This is a genomic window from Aphanothece microscopica RSMan92, from assembly GCF_046613545.2.
GTDB lineage: Bacteria > Cyanobacteriota > Cyanobacteriia > PCC-6307 > Cyanobiaceae > NIES-981.
Genome location: NZ_JBKKKY020000003.1, coordinates 57106 through 72417, shown reverse-complemented (window position 1 = coordinate 72417; position 15312 = coordinate 57106). Strand labels below are relative to the sequence as shown.

Below are 15312 nucleotides of genomic sequence, written 5' to 3'. Positions count from 1 at the left end.
GATCGGTTCTCCCACCCCCGGGCGGAAACGGCGCCGATCTGGCCAGACCTAGTTTGGGACCACCTTTGGCTGCCGCCCCATGCCGATCCGCCAGGACGACAACCGGCCCACGCGGCGCTTCGGCCTGATCAACCTGATCCTGATCGGCGTCGGCGTGCTGCTCCTGTTCAGCAACTTCCTGCCCAACGGCAATGCCCAGGTGCCCCGGGTGCCCTACTCCCTGTTCATTGATCAGGTGAACGATGACGGCGTCAAGCGCGCCTACATCACCCAGGAGCAGATCCGCTACGAACTCAAGGAGCCCCCGGCGGAAGGGGCTCCCACGGTGCTGGCCACCACACCGATCTTCGACATGGAGCTGCCCCAGCGGCTCGAACAGCACGGCGTGGAGTTCGCCGCAGCGCCGCCCCAGAAACCGAACTTCTTCACCACGCTGCTGAGCTGGGTGGTGCCGCCCCTGATCTTCATCCTGGTGCTCCAGTTCTTCGCCCGCCGCAGCGGCATGGGCGGCGCCCAGGGAGCCCTGAGCTTCACCAAGAGCAAGGCCAAGGTGTACGTGCCGGATGAGGAATCCCGGGTCACCTTCGCCGATGTGGCCGGTGTGGATGAGGCCAAGACCGAACTCACCGAGATCGTCGACTTCCTCAAGACCCCCGAGCGCTACGCCGCCATCGGCGCCCGCATCCCCAAGGGTGTGCTGCTGGTCGGGCCTCCCGGCACCGGCAAGACCCTGCTCTCCAAGGCTGTGGCCGGTGAGGCCAGCGTGCCCTTCTTCATCATTTCAGGCTCGGAATTCGTGGAGCTGTTCGTGGGCGCCGGTGCGGCCCGCGTGCGTGATCTGTTCGAAGAGGCCAAGAAGAAGGCCCCTTGCATCATCTTCATTGACGAACTCGATGCCATCGGCAAGAGCCGTTCCGGTTCGATGGGCGTGGTGGGCGGCAACGACGAGCGGGAGCAGACCCTCAACCAGCTGCTCACCGAAATGGATGGCTTCAGCGCCCAGGACAAGCCGGTGATCGTCCTGGCGGCCACCAACCAGCCCGAAACCCTCGATGCCGCCCTGCTGCGGCCCGGCCGCTTCGACCGGCAGGTACTGGTCGACCGTCCCGATCTCTCCGGCCGCCGCACCATTCTCGACATCTACGCCAAGAAAGTGAAGCTGGCCGATGGGGTCGACCTCGACCGCATTGCCCAGGCCACGGCGGGCTTCGCCGGCGCCGACCTGGCCAATCTGGTCAACGAGGCGGCCCTGCTGGCTGCCCGGGCCTACCGCACCACCGTGGAGCAGGGCGACCTGAATGAAGCGATCGAGCGGGTGGTGGCCGGTCTGGAGAAGAAGAGCCGCGTGCTCCAGCCGGATGAGAAAAAGGTGGTGGCTTACCACGAGGTGGGCCACGCCATCGTGGGCCACCTCATGCCCGGGGGCGCCAAGGTGGCGAAGATCTCGATCGTGCCCCGCGGCATGAGCGCCCTCGGTTACACCCTCCAGCTCCCCACCGAGGAGCGCTTCCTGAACTCCAAGGAGGACCTCGAGGGCCAGATCGCGACCCTGCTCGGCGGCCGCAGTGCCGAGGAGATCGTCTTCGGTGAGGTCACCACCGGCGCCGCCAACGACCTGCAGCGGGCCACCGACATCGCCGAACAGATGGTGGGCACCTACGGGATGAGCGACACACTCGGCCCCCTCGCCTACGACAAGCAGGGCGGCAGCCGCTTCCTCGGCGGTCCCAGCAACCCCCGCCGCGTCGTCAGCGATGCCACGGCCCAGGCGATCGACAAGGAAGTGCGCTCCCTGGTGGACCGGGCCCACGACCGGGCCCTGGCCATCCTCCGCCACAACCGCTCCCTGCTCGAGAGCATCGCCCAGCAGATCCTCGAGAAGGAGGTGATCGAGGGCGACAACCTGCGCGACCTGCTGGGCGAGAGCGTCATGCCGGAGGAAGCCCGGGCCCTGGCATGACCCCTTGACTGGGGGGCAGGCGATCTCCGATAAGGGTTCTTTGAGACGGGCCCCATGGCCAGCCAGCCCATCCCTCTCGACGCCACGCTGGCCCCCCTCTGCGGCCGCGACCTTCTCTCTTCCGCGGATCTCACCTCCGCCCAGACCGCAGCCCTGCTTGAGCTGGCGTCCCGCCTCAAGCAGGGCGACCAACGCTTCGATCTGGGCGGCAAGGTGCTGGGGCTGATCTTCAGCAAGGCCTCCACCCGTACCCGCACGAGCTTCACGGTGGCGATGGCGCGCCTGGGGGGCCAGACCATCGACCTGAACCCCCAGGTGACCCAGGTGGGCCGGGGCGAGCCCGTGGCCGACACCGCCCGGGTGCTGAGCCGCTACGTGGACGCCCTGGCCATCCGCACGTTCGGCCAGGACGAACTGGACGACTACGCCCACTGGGCGACGGTGCCGGTGATCAACGCCCTCACCGACCTGGAGCATCCCTGCCAGGCCCTGGCCGACTACCTCACCCTGCAGGAGGCCTTCGGTGGGGGACCGGACGACCTGGCCGGCCTCACCCTCAGCTACGTGGGTGATGGCAACAACGTGGCCCACTCGCTGATGCTCTGCGGCGCCCTGCTGGGGGTGAACGTGCGGATCGGCTGCCCGGTGGGTTTCGAGCCCGATGCCGGTGTGCTGGAACGGTCCCAGGCGATCGCGGCAGAACGGGGCTGTGGGGTGGAGGTGCACCACGAACCGGTGGCGGCCGTGCGCGGCGCCCATGCCCTCTACACGGATGTGTGGGCCTCGATGGGCCAGGAAGACGAGAAGGACTCCCGCGATGCCGCCTTCGCCGGCTGGTGCCTCAATGAAGAGCTGATCGCCGAGGCCGACAGCCGCGCGATCGTGCTCCACTGCCTCCCCGCCTACCGCGGCAAGGAGATCAGCGCTGGAGCCATGGAGGGCAGCGCCAGCCGCATCTTCGATCAGGCGGAGAACCGCCTCCACGCCCAGCAGGCCCTGCTGGTGGCGCTGCTGGGCACCGGCTGAGGCGGGGAGCGCCCCCCGCGCCCGATCGCAGGTTGCGAAGGCAGAATCAGCAGGCGTCAGACCAGCGCGGCGGCGAAGGAGGCGATGCCGCTGCTGTCGACGGTGAGGATGCCGGGGGCATAGGAGAAACGGCCGCCGTTGATGCCTTCCAGAGCCTCGATACTCCTCAAGGGGAGAAAGGTTTCCGGAGTGCTGATGCGGAAGCGGCTCACCCGGTAGACCCCCTCAGGCAACACGACCGTGTCGTTGCCACGCCCGCCTCGGAGCAATCCTCCTGGGGCAGTTTCCTGCTCGGGATCGGGAATGACGGCAAAACCGATGAAACGATCATCCCCAGGGCCGAGATTCAACGTGTTGGCAGAGGAATTGAACAGATCAAGGCCGCCCTGAAGCACATTCACGGTGTCATTGTTTCTGCCCATCGTGACACTGCCATCACCCAGCACCATGCCGCCCCGCACCCGCAATGCGTCATCCCCATCTCCCATGTCCAAGGCACTCAGCTGGGCGCTGAGCATCCCGCCGCAGATGATGCGATCCTTGCCCATGCCGGCATCCAGCACACCCCCGATCAGGCTGATGTCTCTGGCGAGGATCCGGTCATCGCCATCGCCGAGGGCCAACGTGCTGTCTTCACCCACGATCAGCCTTCCTCCCTTCAGACCGATCGTGTCGGCTCCGGGCCCCATGTCCACCTTGCCGTTCAGATCGCCCACGGCCAGCAGGGACATGACGGTCTGGCCGGTGATCAGATCACGGCCCGGGCCCAGGGCGGTCTCCCCGCGAATCTGGATGAACGAGCGGCTGCGGATGCGGTCGTTTCCCTTGAGCAGACGAATGATCCCTCGGCTCCCGTTCCAGACTCCACGCCTTGTCGCGCTGTCCTGAACCAGATCATCCCCAGGGGTGCCGAGCAGCAGCTCCTGATTGATGCCATCCAACGTGAACACCGTTGCCATGATGTCTCTCCCTTTCGGATGCGCGGGCCTACCGCAAACCCTTGAGACAGCCGCCGCTGAGCCGCCAGAACTCTCCCTGATCTTTATTCTCAAAGCGATCGGGTCAAGACGCAGCTCGAGCAATGGAACGTCATGATGGCGGGCCCACCGGGTGTTCGTCACAGCCCCCCGAAGGCAAGCATCCGGATCAGCCGCTCGGGCACGGTCTTCCCGGTGATCGAGAAAGCCATCGCGCGCTACGCCGGCACGCAAGGGTGACGCAACCTGAAGATTGACCTCAGCGCGGTGGGCACTACTGGCGGCCTTCGGGACTTCTGCCAGGGAACGATTCCGATCGCCAAAGCCTCCCGCCCGATCCGCACAGCCGAACTGCAGAACTGCAGAACTGCAGAACTGCAGAACTGTGCCAAGAACGGTATGACGTTCATGGCGCTTGCGCTCGCCTTCGAGGCCCACACGGTGGTGGCGAACCCCGCCAGCGACAGGACCAGCAGCATCACCGCCAGGGTGCAGCCATGGAACCATGGTCAACATCGACTGGCCGGAGAAGCCTCTGCAACTGTGCGGACCTGGAGCGGACTCCGGCCCCTCTGACTGTTTCAAGGAGGCCAGGGAAGACGACACCGTGATCCTCCGATGTGTCGCCAGCCAGCCCGGCTCCACGGAATATGGCGGCTTTGCCTATGTCAAGGCCAACACCAGAAGGCTCAAGGCCCTGGTGCTCGCCAGCAAGGACGGCATTCCAGTGCGCCCTTCGATCAAGTCGGCTCAGTCAGGAGCTGGCAGGAGCTGACAAACCGCTCTCGAGCCCCCTCTTGATCCATGTGAATGACAAGCACATTCTTGGCCCATCCTTCGGAGGCGACCTGTCTGCCGGCCTGGATTGCGATGAAGCACTGAGCAAACGTGTTGATGAAACCCGGCGTCGCAAGTTTCGATGGCCCACAACAGCCTGCCTGCCAGGAGTCAAGCCAGTCGGCAGGAGACAGCTTCCGCAGAGCCGGGCGTCGCTCAGGTCCCTGATGCTGCCGCCCCCTGCTGCAACTGGGCCTGATCGGCGATGGCCTGGTTCAGCCGCCGTTCATACGCCAGAGCCCAGTCCATGGGATCTGTCCCTGAAGGAAGCACCTCGTGCAAGTCGGGCAGCTTGATCAGGCCTTCCACGGCCTGACCCAGCCGTTCCACCGAACGGCTGCCCGGCAGACGCTGCCCCAGCACCTGCTCCAAGCGCTGGAAGTACCAGGCCGAAGCCTCCAGACCCGCGCGGCAGTGCTGCCAGTGGGCTGGATCGCGGCGGGCATCGAGCAGGTGATCCTGGGCGTTGTGGGCCTTGTCCGCCGCCGTCACCAGCAGCGAAGCTTCGGGCTTGTGAGCGAGGCCGGCGAGGTAACGGGTCTTCCAGCGGAACCAGGTGGCGAGCTGGCCATCGGTGTCGTGTTTGCCCGGGTCGGTGCAGTGCTGCACGATGTCCGCCACGGCATCGCCGTAGCGATGGGCAATCGACGCGCGACTCTGGCCCGCATCCTCGATCGCATCGTGCAGCAGACCGGCGATGGCCTGGTCCTCGTTGCCACCGTCCTCCCAGACCAGGGAGCTCACGGCGATGACGTGCGACAGATAGGGCACCCGCTTCCCGGGACGGAGCTGGTCGCCATGCAGTTCCACGGCCCACTGCAGGGCTTCGCCGTAGCGGGGGGTGATCAGGGGATGGTGCACACCTCGAGCGCGAAACTGCCGGTCTGATACCGATCTAAAGCCCGTCTGATGCGGGTCTGATCCTGCCCCGCCGATCCGTGATTCAAGTGTATGGGCCAGTCGCAGCTCCCGAAGCATGGTCTGATGCATCGCGCCTGGTGGGCCTGCATCAAGAGATGCAGGCCGCGCCCCAAAGTTGCGCAAGATTCAGCTAAGGGAGGATCCACCGAAGGACCGTTGATCCCCTCTTCATCGCAGCTCAATCACGTCTTCATGGTTGAAGCCACGCCTCCACGTTCGCGCCAAAGCGTGCAGTGATCCATCGGAACCAGGCCCCGCCCCATCCCGCCGGCCAGCGACCGAGCCGGGGCTGGACAAAGCGCCGTGGCGGCGGTACATCTGTATCACTGCCTCCCGCTGCCGGTGCCAAAGCCTCAGTCCCAGCCGTTGCCCCTGACCTCCGCCCAGCAGGAGCTCTTCGACTGGCTGGCCGACTACATCGGCACCCACCGCCACAGCCCCTCGATCCGCCAGATGATGGAAGCGATGGGTCTGCGTTCACCCGCACCCATCCAGAGCCGCTTGCGCCACCTGCAGCAGAAGGGCTGGCTCACCTGGCAGGAGGGGCAGGCCCGCACCCTGCAGCTCCTCGGTGCCGCCGCCGAGGCCGTGGCACCCTCCATTCCGCTGCTGGGAGCCGTCGCCGCCGGCGGCCTGGTGGAGACCTTCGACGACCTTGAGGAGCGTCTGGACATCGCCCCAGTGCTCGAGACCCGTGGGCTGTTCGCGCTCACCGTGAATGGGGATTCGATGGTCGATGCCCACATCGCCGATGGCGATGTGGTGCTGCTGGAGCCGGTCAGCGACCCCTCCCGGCTGAAGCCGGGCACGATCGTGAGCGCCCTGGTCCCCGGCAGCGGGACCACCCTGAAACACTTTCACCGCAAGGGCGCCATGGTGACGCTGGAAGCCGCCAATCCCGCCTACCCGCCTCTCGTGGTCCCTGCGGACCAGGTCACGGTGCAGGGCAAGCTCGTGGCGGTGTGGCGACAGATCTGAGCCGCTTCGCCGGCGTGATGGCGCCAGGCCGCCAGGGGGACCCCCACGTTGTAAGCTCTTCCAGCGCCAGGCAAGGCCTTCGGGCCACCGGCTGAACGACCAGCGTTCATCCCGCCCAGCGTCACCTTGGGGCCATAGCTCAGCTGGTAGAGCACCTGCATGGCATGCAGGGGGTCAGGAGTTCGAGTCTCCTTGGCTCCATATTGAGAGCCATGTCACATTCCTAGCTGTGACATGGCTGATCTACTCCACAAATATTCGGAAATCGGCTCAGAAGTGGGCGCTCATACCGATCCATCCAGAATCTCAATCAACGCGGCCAATCCTTTCCCTGCGCAACGCTTCTTTTTGGTTGTGCTGTTGTCTCAAGGAGCCTGCGAACTCCCGCAATAAGGGCCTGCTGCTTCCAGGAAAGCCACCACCCGCTTGGTGACGACAGTTTGCAGGCGGGGGACCTTGTGCCAGCCATCGCCGGGGCTGTCCACGCCCCCCCTCCATCAGCACCCCTCTCCCCAAAAGACCGAGGGACCCGGCTGAGCTGGCGTCTCAGCAGCCCAACGGCTCCAACAGCCCAGACACCCTCAACCCCCAGCTCCTCGCCAGCAATCCCCTCAACCCCGATCAGGCCCTGGTGCTCTGAAGCAGAACCCTTCAACCCACGAGCGACCGGGAACCCGAGAAGCCAACTGCCCCGTCTCATGGAGAACTCCAAGGCCATCGCCATCACACCGCACCCCTTCCATTGGGAGAACGCTGCGGGGGACGCCACACCGTGAAGGCCCCTTCATGAACAGCCATTGCCGCCCATGAAGAGCGGTGTCGATCCCAGCTCAGCCCTTGTGGGCTGCGGCGGTCGGATCCATGGTGGTTTCAACGGGATTCGGAGGCTCCATTGATGGAAGACACCCCCCCTGAGCAGCCAACAGGAGCGCGCTGACGATCCGGCCCCTGCTCCAACACTCTCGACGGATCTCTGATGTTCCTGGCGTGTCGCCATGTCGCCGTCCATTGCACCGTTCACGGCTCTGCCTCAGGTGCCCCGGACCCAACGGAACATCCCACTCGACACCTGGCCCCAGGTGCCAGCGCCGGCAGCTCCGACCACAACTGAAAACCATCTGATCTGACGATCAGCCTTTATCCACGCCAATCCAACGCCCAGGTGCGCCCCGATGTCCTCGCGGGTACCGCGGCTGAGCCAACAACGGCCCGGGGCCAACGCTTCCGGGCTTTGTTGTGTTCATCTACCCAGAGCCCACCCCATCCATCGCCCTTGCCGCGGTGCGGAGCTCGGCGTAGGTTGCCGCCCCCATCGAGGTTGGCGGCCTGAGCCCCTGCGGCAGCCTCAGGCCCGACGTTGGAACCAGGTCTTCACCTGTGAGGGCCAATGGCGCGGTTGGTCATTGGCGCGCACCTGCAGCTGGAGCATGGAGCTGGCCAGCGCCCGTCCGCCGCGCCGCAGCACTGCGGTCAGGTGCCAGATCACGACTGCCGCGATCAACAGCCAGGCCGTGAGGTGTGCGCCGTACACGAGGTGATCGAGCTGGCCCGAACGCAACCATGCTTCGTTCATGAGCTTGCCGCTCCCCACAGCCAGCACCAGAGCGATCAGGGCGGCAGCATTGGCCGCCTGGCGCAGCCGTGAACGTCCCAGGCTGAGGGCATAGAGGGCAAACAGCAGGGCCAGGGGCCAGAGCAGCACGCCGAACGTGCCGTGGATGTCGATCCACTCACCGGGGATCACCCAGGCCAGGCGACCCCAGCGGCCGTCCTGGTTGGAGTACACCACGAAGCCACTCAGCCAGCACAGAGGCACAAGCACGACCATCGCGCCATGCAACAGCCGCAGCAGGGAGGGTTGATAGGGGCTCACAGGTGGCATCGCCACGCGCCGATCCAGCTGTGGCCTGTTGTAGTGGAGCTGACGCCCTGACAGGCAAGCGCGGTGCTGAGGCGTCTCTTAACCAGCCGTTGGCAAGCTGGTGCCAGGCATCAGCATGGGCTTCCCTCTCCCTGGGGTCCATGTGCCCCAAGCCTCCACTCCGGAGTCCATGCATCTCACGTCCAGCAACGCCCTGGCAACGATCCAGGCCATCGCCCACAACCGTCCCGTGATGGCGATCCAGAAGGGCCAGGTGATCTTCCGCAGCGGAGACCCCGGCGACTGCCTCTACGGGGTGCTGGAGGGTTCCGTGCAGCTCGAATGGAACGCCGGCGGCATGAGCGAAACCATGGGCCCCGGCCAGACCTTCGGCATCGGCGCCTTCCTCGATCCTCAGCAGCGTCGCTTCGGCACGGCCACGGCGCTGAGCGATGGCCAGCTGGTGGTGATGAACCAGCAGGAATTTCTGTTCGCCGTTCAGGAGACGCCGATGTTCGCCCTGGAGATGCTCCAGTCGCTGGGCGCACGGCTGCGGGATCTCAAACGACGCCTTCAGGATCAGGTGGCCAGCATGGGCATCTGATCCTCCAGCAGCTGCTGGAGCTGGGCCAGTCGCCGGGCATTCACCCCCAGATCGGAATCCCCCAGACGCGACACGGAGCGAGCCTGCAGCAGCCCGCGCCGCCCGTCGGCGTACAACTCCAGATCATCGACGAAGCCGAACAGGGCACTGGTGGCTGTGGCATGGACGTAGCCCGGCCCCTGCTCCACCACCTCCACCCGGGGCATCGCCGTGAGCGCAGGCAGCAGGGCGGCAAGCGCATGCTCCGGATCGGCCACCGGCCAGTCCACCCGGGCGCAATGGGCCGGCGAGGAACATGCCGCCAGGGCGCCCTGGTCCACGCCGAGCTCCGCAGGCACCGGGCCCACCAGGTGGAACAGGGCGAGGCTGACGACCAGGACCCCATGGCGCAGCAGGTGGTGCAGCAGCTGGTGCATCAGAGCGATCATGGCGTCGGGCAGGCCGTGGGGCTGACACCGCCTTGGTTTCAAGCTAGGTACGTTGGCGGACCGCGTCCGCTGCGGGCCGGCAACGGCACCACAACGGCTTGGCGCCGAGCGCCCCCTTCCCGATGACGGACCCCAGCGCCGATTCCCCCCTCGCCGCCCTGCGGCGGGAGTACCGCCGTGGGGGTCTGCGCCGCGCTGATCTGGCCAGCGATCCGGTGGAGCAGTTCCGCACCTGGTTTGAGCAGGCCAGGACGGCGGAACTGCCCGAACCCAACGCGATGGTGCTCTCCACCAGTGACGGCCAGCGTCCCAGTTCCCGCACGGTGCTGCTGAAGGCTTTCGATGCCCGCGGCTTCGTGTTCTTCACCAACTACGGCAGCCGCAAGGCCCGCCAGATCGCCGAGCACCCGGGCGTAAGCCTGTTGTTCCCCTGGTATCCGCTGGAGCGACAGGTGGCGATCGAGGGCCTCGCCGAGCGGATCTCCGCGGCCGAGTCGCTGGCCTATTTCATCTCCCGCCCGATCGGCAGCCGCCTGGGCGCCTGGGTCTCCCAGCAGAGTGCGGTGATCAGCTCCCGCCGCATCCTCGAGATGCAGTGGGATCACATTCAGCGGCGCTTTGCCCACGGCGAGGTGCCGCTCCCCCCCGCCTGGGGAGGGTTCCGGGTCGTGCCCGAGGCGTTCGAGTTCTGGCAGGGTCGCGAGAACCGTCTGCACGATCGCTTCCTCTACCGGCGCGGCACTGACCAGCCCGAGGCTGATCGGTGGACCATCGAGCGGCTGGCGCCCTGAGCCCTCCAGCACCCCCTCTTGGTACGGGGCCTGGGACCGGGGAGCGGGGACCTGGGACGGGGGCGGGATGGAACCCCCGCAGCCAGGGGCCTGCGCCGAAGCCAACCTGGAGGGAGCTGCACCCCGCGGTGATGTCGGCCCCCATCGACCATGCCCTTCGCCTGATCGTCCTCTGGCTCGCCTGGCTGCTGGCGATGCTCTTCCACGTGGACCTCGGCCTGATGCCGCTGTTTCACGGCCAGTCAGCGGAAATTCACAGCCACGTTCCCGCGAGCCAGTTGCCGCTGCTGTTCGGCACGATGCTCGCCTACTTCCTGCTGCCCCTGATCGCCCTGGTGCTGATCGCCTACGCGACCAGCTCGGCGGATCCGGGCCGACCCTGGCGCCGCTGGCGGAGGGTGCACTTCTGGTTCAGTGTCGTGTACACCGTGACCAACATCCCCCACCTCCTGGCCGACATCCTCATCCCGGATGCCCGGCTCGACCAGATCGTGCTGATGGTGGCGCTGACGGTGTTCGGCGTGCTGATCAACGTGGAGGGGTGGCGCTGGTGGCGCCAGCTGCGCTGAGGTTCAGAGGGCGTGCCGGAGGGGGAGTTCCGCGACCCGCCCGGCAGACACCCCGGAGCCCCACCAGGGCACGGCGATGAGCACTTTCACCCATTGGCGCCTATTGCAAAGCGGAGTCATTATGGATAAGTGTCACGGCCGCGCTCCCGCCCGGCTCCGGCTGGCCCCGACCGCCGTGTCCCCATCGCAGTCCCTCGCGTCACTCCGCAACCATGGCCGTCATCGACCGCGTCCCCGACGTCACCTTCAAGACCCGGGTGCGCGATGAATCCGTTCCCGGACCGAACCCGTTCCGCTGGCAGGACCTCAGCAGCGACGAGATCTTCAAGGGCAGAAAGGTGGTGCTGTTCTCCCTTCCCGGAGCCTTCACCCCCACCTGCTCCTCCAACCACCTGCCCCGCTACGAGGAGCTCTACGACGAGTTCCGCGCCCTCGGCGTCGACCAGATCATCTGCCTCTCGGTCAATGACGCTTTCGTGATGTTCCAGTGGGGCAAGCACGTGGGAGCGAGCCGCGTCTTCCTGCTGCCCGATGGGAACGGGGAGTTCACCCGCAAGATGGGGATGCTCGTGGACAAGTCGAACCTGGGCTTCGGCCTGCGCTCCTGGCGCTACTCGATGCTCGTGAACGACGGCCGGATCGAGAAGATCTTCCTCGAGCCCGACTTCGGCGACAACTGCCCGATCGACCCCTTCGAGGTTTCGGACGCCGACACGATGCTGGCCTACCTCAAGGGGAGCGAGCCCACCGGCGTCTCCGCACCGCGCCAGGCCTTCGAGGGGTGAACGATCCAGGCCCGCCTCCGGCGGAGCCGGCGTAACGATTCACCCCTCGGTGACCGTCGCTACGACCCCGGCCTTAAGGATTTCGTCAGAATCTCGTCCAACGACCCCAGGCTCCCGCCAAGGGAGACATTTCTGATGACCGGATCCGGCTCACTGCTCGCCCTCGCCGGACTGCTCGGCTTCACCCTCGTGGAGGTGGCTCTTCAGTTCGTCGGTTGAACCCCGCAAGGCCGGGGGGCCGACCAGGCCCCCGGCCGCGCCAGCGCAGCAGGCCCGCCAGCACGATGGCCAGCCAGAGCGGAGCCTCGCCCCAGCGGACATAGCCGGTGTCTCCGCTGCTCTGACCCAGCGGGAACAGGCCCATGGAGGCACCCCCGGGCGCCAGCCGGGCGATCACCGCTCCGCGGGGACTCACCAGCAGGCTGGGGCCGGTGTTGGCCGAACTGACCAGCCAGCGGCCCGTCTCGAGCGCCCGCAGCCTGGACAGCGCCTCGAACTGCCGCTGCAGCAGCAACGGGTAGGGGTCGAGGTTGGCCGTGGCCAACAGCCAGGTCGCGCCGTCGCGGCTGGCAGCCGCCAGGGCGGCACCATCGGACAGCTCGTAACAGATGGCCACCCCCACCGCCCCGGCCGGCCTCGCCAGCAAGCGGGAGGCGGCACCCGGCTCGAGGCCGCCCACCGCCGAGAGGCCACTCCAGCGCACCAGGCCCGCCAGCGGCACCCATTCGCCCAGCGGCACCAGACGGTGCTTGTCCACGGCGGACTGCGGCTGGGTCGCCCCGACCGGGAAACGCAGCAGGGCACTGCGCTGCTCCTGTCCCTCTTCACCCTGCTGCCAGCGGAAGCCACCGCTGAGCAGCTCCACGGGCGCCGGGGCCTCCAGCACGGGCTCGAGACCGAGGGCTCCCTCCGGCAGCAGCACCGCATCCGCCTCCAGGTCCTGGGCGCGCTGCAGGGCCAGAGCCAGCAGCCGATCGAGGCGCTGCCGTGAGGCCCCGCTGAATTTCTCCCGGGTGGGGATGCCCGGCTGCAGCACCAGGACCCGCTCTCCGGCACCCTGCGGCAGGACCCCACGGGCGAGCCACCAGGCTCCACCGGCATGCAGGAGCACGACCGCCAGCACCCAGGCCGCGATAGCGCGGCGGCGCTGCGGGGCGACGGCCAGCCGCCAGAGCCCCCAACCCAGCAGCAGCTGCACCGCAGCCACCAGACCGCCCCCCCCCAGGGCGGCCAGGGCCGCCAGTGGAGGATCCTGCGGCAGGGCCGACGCCCCGAGCCCCATCCAGAACAGCGGGCCCTGGGCCAGCAGCACCTCCACGCACCCCCAGCTGCAGGCCAGCAGCACCGCGGTGCTGAATCTGCGGCCATCCAGGCGGGCGGCCAGCCGGCACCACAGGGCCACCAGCCCAGCCCCCAACCCGGCGCAGCTGAGCAGGAGCAGCCAGCAGAGCGGCAGGCTGAGCGGCAGCGGCACGCCGATCCAGTCCAGCGGGTGGAGACCCAGCAGCCAGCGGTGACTCACCAGCACCGCCAGCCCGCCCCAGAGCGCCCCGGCCCGGGCCGGGGCGGGGCCGGCGGCCGCGGCCCACAGCAGGGCGAGGGCGAGCCAGAGCAACGGCGGGCATCCCAGCGGCGGCAGGGCCAACCCGCCGGCCAGTCCGGCGACGCCTGGCCTGAGCCAGGCCCACCCCAGGCCGCCCGCGAGCCGATCGGTGGGATCCGAGGAGCGATCCGAGGAGCGATCCGACGAGCGACCCAACCGACCCTCGACCGCCATGGCCAGAAAGGGTAGGAAGCGCCAAGGTTGAAACAGCCGGATCGCCGTCCCGATGGACTCCTCGAACCCCCTGCAACAGCTCCTGCTGCGCGGACTGGGCACCACCTCCCTGGTGACCGATCGCCTGCGCTACGTGAGCCAGGAGTGGGTACGCAGCGGCAAGCTGGATCCGAGCCACGCCTCCGCCTTGGTGGAGGATGTGCTCAAGGCCCTGCGTGGCGAGACCCCAGGGCTGGAGGAACAGGCCGGACGGCAGCTCGAGCGCAACCGCGACCAGCTGCTCCAGGACCTGGGCATCCCGCTCCAGCGGGAACTCGACGAGCTGCGCGGCCGGATCGACCGGCTGGAGCAGGCCCAGCGGCAGCGTTCCGTCGACGCCCCCGGCGAGTAGGCAGAATCAGGCGGCATTCCGGGCCGCCATGCGCGACATCCTGATCTCATCCACGGTGTGCGTGGCCTGTCTCCTGCTGGCCCTGATCAGCCAGCTGGTGAGCCCCACCATCGTCGCGGCTGCCGGGCCCGGCGACACCCAGCCGGCCTCCATGAGCGCCGCCGCGGCCCAGCGCTCTGCCGCTGAGGCCAGCGCGGCCTTCAGCTTCGAGCTCGATCCCGACGACCCCAACCCCACCCTGTTCGCCATGGCCCCCGAGTCCTCTCCTGAAATCGCCCAGGCCAGTGCCCTCGGTGGGGACATGAGCGCCCCCAAGGAGCGGGTAAGCGCCAGCGGCCTGCGCATCACCGACCTGGTGGTCGGCGACGGGCCGGAAGCCACGGCCGGGCAGAGCGTGTCGGTCAACTACCGGGGCACCCTCGAAAACGGCAAGGAATTCGACAGCAGCTACGGGCGTGGCCCCTTCTCCTTCCCCCTGGGTGCCGGCCGCGTGATCAAGGGATGGGATGAGGGCGTCGCCGGCATGCAGGTGGGCGGCAAGCGCAAGCTCGTGATCCCCCCCGACCTGGCCTACGGCGAGCGCGGCGCCGGTGGGGTGATTCCCCCGAACGCCACCCTGATCTTCGAAGTGGAGCTGCTCGGGATCGGCCGCTGAGGCAGGCGCCGAACCGAGCTCCGAACCAGGGAATCTGTAGCGATCGTTAGGATCCCCCCATCCGTCGGGCACACCGGCGGGCATCATTCAGCACGTCAATCACATCCATGGCCCATACGCTGCCCGCGCTGCCCTACGGCCTCGATGCGCTCGAGCCCCATATCTCCCGCCAGACCCTCGAGTTCCATCACGGCAAGCACCACAACGCCTACGTCACCAACCTGAACAAGCTGGTGGAGGGCACCGACCTCGAAGGCAAGAGCCTGGAGGAGACCATCACCGCGGTGGCCGGTGACGCAGCCAAGGCCGGTGTGTTCAACAACGCCGCCCAGGTGTGGAACCACAGCTTCTACTGGCAGTGCATGAAGCCCGGCGGTGGCGGTCAACCCGACGGCGCCCTGGCCGAGAAGATCAATGCCGATTTCGGCAGCTTCGAAGCCTTCGTGGAGCAGTTCAAGACGGCCGGCGCCACCCAGTTCGGCAGCGGCTGGGCCTGGCTGGTGCTCGATGGCGGCACCCTCAAGGTGACCAAGACCGGCAACGCCGACCTGCCCCTGGCCCATGGCCAGACGGCCCTGCTCACCATGGATGTGTGGGAGCACGCCTACTACCTCGACTACCAGAACCGCCGCCCCGACTACATCACCACCTACCTCGAGAAGCTGGTGAACTGGGACTTCGTGGCCGCCAACCTGGCCGCTGCCTGAAATCCGCCTGAAGGCCTCCTGGAAGGCTTGGTCCCTCGGACCAGC

General features: G+C 67.4%; 16 protein-coding genes and 1 tRNA gene. 12 read left to right on the top strand and 5 right to left on the bottom strand.

Features of this window, described 5'->3' with window-relative positions; translation table 11 throughout:
• Positions 1 to 79: 79 nt before the first annotated feature.
• Together ftsH and argF are read left to right on the top strand one after the other, a co-directional pair.
• Positions 80 to 1960 carry an ATP-dependent zinc metalloprotease FtsH gene (gene ftsH / locus ACLD7X_RS01675; protein ID WP_411421708.1) on the top strand — a complete coding sequence of 627 codons (1881 nt, stop codon included), beginning with the start codon at positions 80 to 82 and terminating at the stop codon, positions 1958 to 1960.
• A gap of 54 nt (positions 1961 to 2014) precedes the next feature.
• Positions 2015 to 2986: an ornithine carbamoyltransferase gene (gene argF, locus ACLD7X_RS01670; protein WP_411421707.1), complete on the top strand. Its 972-nt coding sequence runs from the start codon at positions 2015 to 2017 to the stop codon at positions 2984 to 2986.
• A 56-nt stretch (positions 2987 to 3042) separates the two neighbouring features.
• On the opposite strand, the gene ACLD7X_RS01665 is transcribed toward argF, so the two are convergent.
• Positions 3043 to 3945, bottom strand: a complete 903-nt coding sequence (locus ACLD7X_RS01665; protein WP_411421706.1) for a hypothetical protein — start codon at positions 3943 to 3945, stop codon at positions 3043 to 3045.
• A 523-nt stretch (positions 3946 to 4468) separates the two neighbouring features.
• Between ACLD7X_RS01665 and ACLD7X_RS01660 the strand changes: the two genes are divergently transcribed.
• A complete protein-coding gene (locus tag ACLD7X_RS01660) occupies positions 4469 to 4738 on the top strand; it encodes a type 2 periplasmic-binding domain-containing protein (protein WP_412006904.1) in 270 nt (89 codons plus the stop codon).
• A gap of 218 nt (positions 4739 to 4956) precedes the next feature.
• Here ACLD7X_RS01660 and ACLD7X_RS01655 read toward each other — a convergent pair whose 3' ends face one another.
• Positions 4957 to 5661, bottom strand: a complete 705-nt coding sequence (locus ACLD7X_RS01655) for an HD domain-containing protein (RefSeq protein ID WP_411421703.1) — start codon at positions 5659 to 5661, stop codon at positions 4957 to 4959.
• A gap of 426 nt (positions 5662 to 6087) precedes the next feature.
• Here ACLD7X_RS01655 and lexA point away from each other — a divergent pair, with 426 nt between their 5' ends.
• Positions 6088 to 6699 carry a transcriptional repressor LexA gene (lexA, locus tag ACLD7X_RS01650; RefSeq protein ID WP_412006905.1) on the top strand — a complete coding sequence of 204 codons (612 nt, stop codon included), beginning with the start codon at positions 6088 to 6090 and terminating at the stop codon, positions 6697 to 6699.
• Positions 6700 to 6827: 128 nt separating this feature from the next.
• Positions 6828 to 6900, top strand: a tRNA-Ala gene (locus ACLD7X_RS01645).
• A 1144-nt stretch (positions 6901 to 8044) separates the two neighbouring features.
• Here ACLD7X_RS01645 and ACLD7X_RS01640 read toward each other — a convergent pair.
• A complete protein-coding gene (locus tag ACLD7X_RS01640) occupies positions 8045 to 8581 on the bottom strand; it encodes a cytochrome b/b6 domain-containing protein (RefSeq protein WP_411421745.1) in 537 nt (178 codons plus the stop codon).
• Between the two features lie 169 nt (positions 8582 to 8750).
• Here ACLD7X_RS01640 and ACLD7X_RS01635 point away from each other — a divergent pair, with 169 nt between their 5' ends.
• Positions 8751 to 9164, top strand: a complete 414-nt coding sequence (locus tag ACLD7X_RS01635) for a Crp/Fnr family transcriptional regulator (protein WP_412006906.1) — start codon at positions 8751 to 8753, stop codon at positions 9162 to 9164.
• On the opposite strand, the gene ACLD7X_RS01630 is transcribed toward ACLD7X_RS01635, so the two are convergent.
• Positions 9140 to 9592, bottom strand: coding sequence for a DUF1499 domain-containing protein (locus ACLD7X_RS01630; RefSeq protein ID WP_425625041.1), 453 nt, complete (start codon positions 9590 to 9592; stop codon positions 9140 to 9142). The two genes, ACLD7X_RS01635 and ACLD7X_RS01630, sit on opposite strands and share 25 nt — an antisense overlap.
• A 122-nt stretch (positions 9593 to 9714) precedes the next feature.
• On the opposite strand from ACLD7X_RS01630, the gene pdxH reads away from it, so the two are divergent.
• The 3 genes from pdxH to ACLD7X_RS01615 all read left to right on the top strand — a co-directional run bounded on the left by pdxH (position 9715) and on the right by ACLD7X_RS01615 (position 11737).
• Positions 9715 to 10383, top strand: a complete 669-nt coding sequence (gene pdxH, locus ACLD7X_RS01625; protein WP_411421699.1) for a pyridoxamine 5'-phosphate oxidase — start codon at positions 9715 to 9717, stop codon at positions 10381 to 10383.
• Between the two features lie 131 nt (positions 10384 to 10514).
• Positions 10515 to 10952 (top strand): hypothetical protein, encoded by a 438-nt coding sequence (locus ACLD7X_RS01620; RefSeq protein ID WP_412006908.1) that lies wholly within the window; start codon positions 10515 to 10517, stop codon positions 10950 to 10952.
• Between the two features lie 212 nt (positions 10953 to 11164).
• Positions 11165 to 11737, top strand: coding sequence for a peroxiredoxin (locus ACLD7X_RS01615; RefSeq protein ID WP_411421697.1), 573 nt, complete (start codon positions 11165 to 11167; stop codon positions 11735 to 11737).
• Positions 11738 to 11918: 181 nt separating this feature from the next.
• On the opposite strand, the gene ACLD7X_RS01610 is transcribed toward ACLD7X_RS01615, so the two are convergent.
• A complete protein-coding gene (locus ACLD7X_RS01610) occupies positions 11919 to 13514 on the bottom strand; it encodes an apolipoprotein N-acyltransferase (RefSeq protein WP_411421696.1) in 1596 nt (531 codons plus the stop codon).
• 52 nt (positions 13515 to 13566) lie between these two features.
• On the opposite strand from ACLD7X_RS01610, the gene ACLD7X_RS01605 reads away from it, so the two are divergent.
• The 3 genes from ACLD7X_RS01605 (at position 13567) to ACLD7X_RS01595 (ending at position 15267) form a co-directional block, all read left to right on the top strand.
• Positions 13567 to 13905: a phasin family protein gene (locus ACLD7X_RS01605; RefSeq protein ID WP_411421695.1), complete on the top strand. Its 339-nt coding sequence runs from the start codon at positions 13567 to 13569 to the stop codon at positions 13903 to 13905.
• Positions 13906 to 13933: 28 nt separating this feature from the next.
• Positions 13934 to 14560, top strand: coding sequence for an FKBP-type peptidyl-prolyl cis-trans isomerase (locus ACLD7X_RS01600; protein WP_411421694.1), 627 nt, complete (start codon positions 13934 to 13936; stop codon positions 14558 to 14560).
• A gap of 107 nt (positions 14561 to 14667) precedes the next feature.
• Positions 14668 to 15267, top strand: a complete 600-nt coding sequence (locus tag ACLD7X_RS01595; RefSeq protein WP_411421693.1) for a superoxide dismutase — start codon at positions 14668 to 14670, stop codon at positions 15265 to 15267.
• The last annotated feature ends 45 nt before the right edge of the window (positions 15268 to 15312 follow it).

What these genes read in the sequence shown, in the direction of transcription:
- ACLD7X_RS01605 (WP_411421695.1), top strand. Translation starts at nt 13,567, where the DNA reads ATGGACTCCTCGAACCCCCTGCAACAGCTCCTGCTGCGCGGACTGGGC.
- ACLD7X_RS01635 (WP_412006906.1), top strand. Translation starts at nt 8,751, where the DNA reads ATGCATCTCACGTCCAGCAACGCCCTGGCAACGATCCAGGCCATCGCC.
- ACLD7X_RS01660 (WP_412006904.1), top strand. Translation starts at nt 4,469, where the DNA reads ATGGTCAACATCGACTGGCCGGAGAAGCCTCTGCAACTGTGCGGACCT.
- ACLD7X_RS01665 (WP_411421706.1), bottom strand. Translation starts at nt 3,945, where the DNA reads ATGGCAACGGTGTTCACGTTGGATGGCATCAATCAGGAGCTGCTGCTC.
- ACLD7X_RS01620 (WP_412006908.1), top strand. Translation starts at nt 10,515, where the DNA reads ATGTCGGCCCCCATCGACCATGCCCTTCGCCTGATCGTCCTCTGGCTC.
- ACLD7X_RS01640 (WP_411421745.1), bottom strand. Translation starts at nt 8,581, where the DNA reads ATGCCACCTGTGAGCCCCTATCAACCCTCCCTGCTGCGGCTGTTGCAT.
- argF (WP_411421707.1), top strand. Translation starts at nt 2,015, where the DNA reads ATGGCCAGCCAGCCCATCCCTCTCGACGCCACGCTGGCCCCCCTCTGC.
- ACLD7X_RS01610 (WP_411421696.1), bottom strand. Translation starts at nt 13,514, where the DNA reads ATGGCGGTCGAGGGTCGGTTGGGTCGCTCGTCGGATCGCTCCTCGGAT.
- ACLD7X_RS01595 (WP_411421693.1), top strand. Translation starts at nt 14,668, where the DNA reads ATGGCCCATACGCTGCCCGCGCTGCCCTACGGCCTCGATGCGCTCGAG.
- pdxH (WP_411421699.1), top strand. Translation starts at nt 9,715, where the DNA reads ATGACGGACCCCAGCGCCGATTCCCCCCTCGCCGCCCTGCGGCGGGAG.
- ACLD7X_RS01630 (WP_425625041.1), bottom strand. Translation starts at nt 9,592, where the DNA reads ATGATCGCTCTGATGCACCAGCTGCTGCACCACCTGCTGCGCCATGGG.
- ACLD7X_RS01615 (WP_411421697.1), top strand. Translation starts at nt 11,165, where the DNA reads ATGGCCGTCATCGACCGCGTCCCCGACGTCACCTTCAAGACCCGGGTG.
- ftsH (WP_411421708.1), top strand. Translation starts at nt 80, where the DNA reads ATGCCGATCCGCCAGGACGACAACCGGCCCACGCGGCGCTTCGGCCTG.
- ACLD7X_RS01600 (WP_411421694.1), top strand. Translation starts at nt 13,934, where the DNA reads ATGCGCGACATCCTGATCTCATCCACGGTGTGCGTGGCCTGTCTCCTG.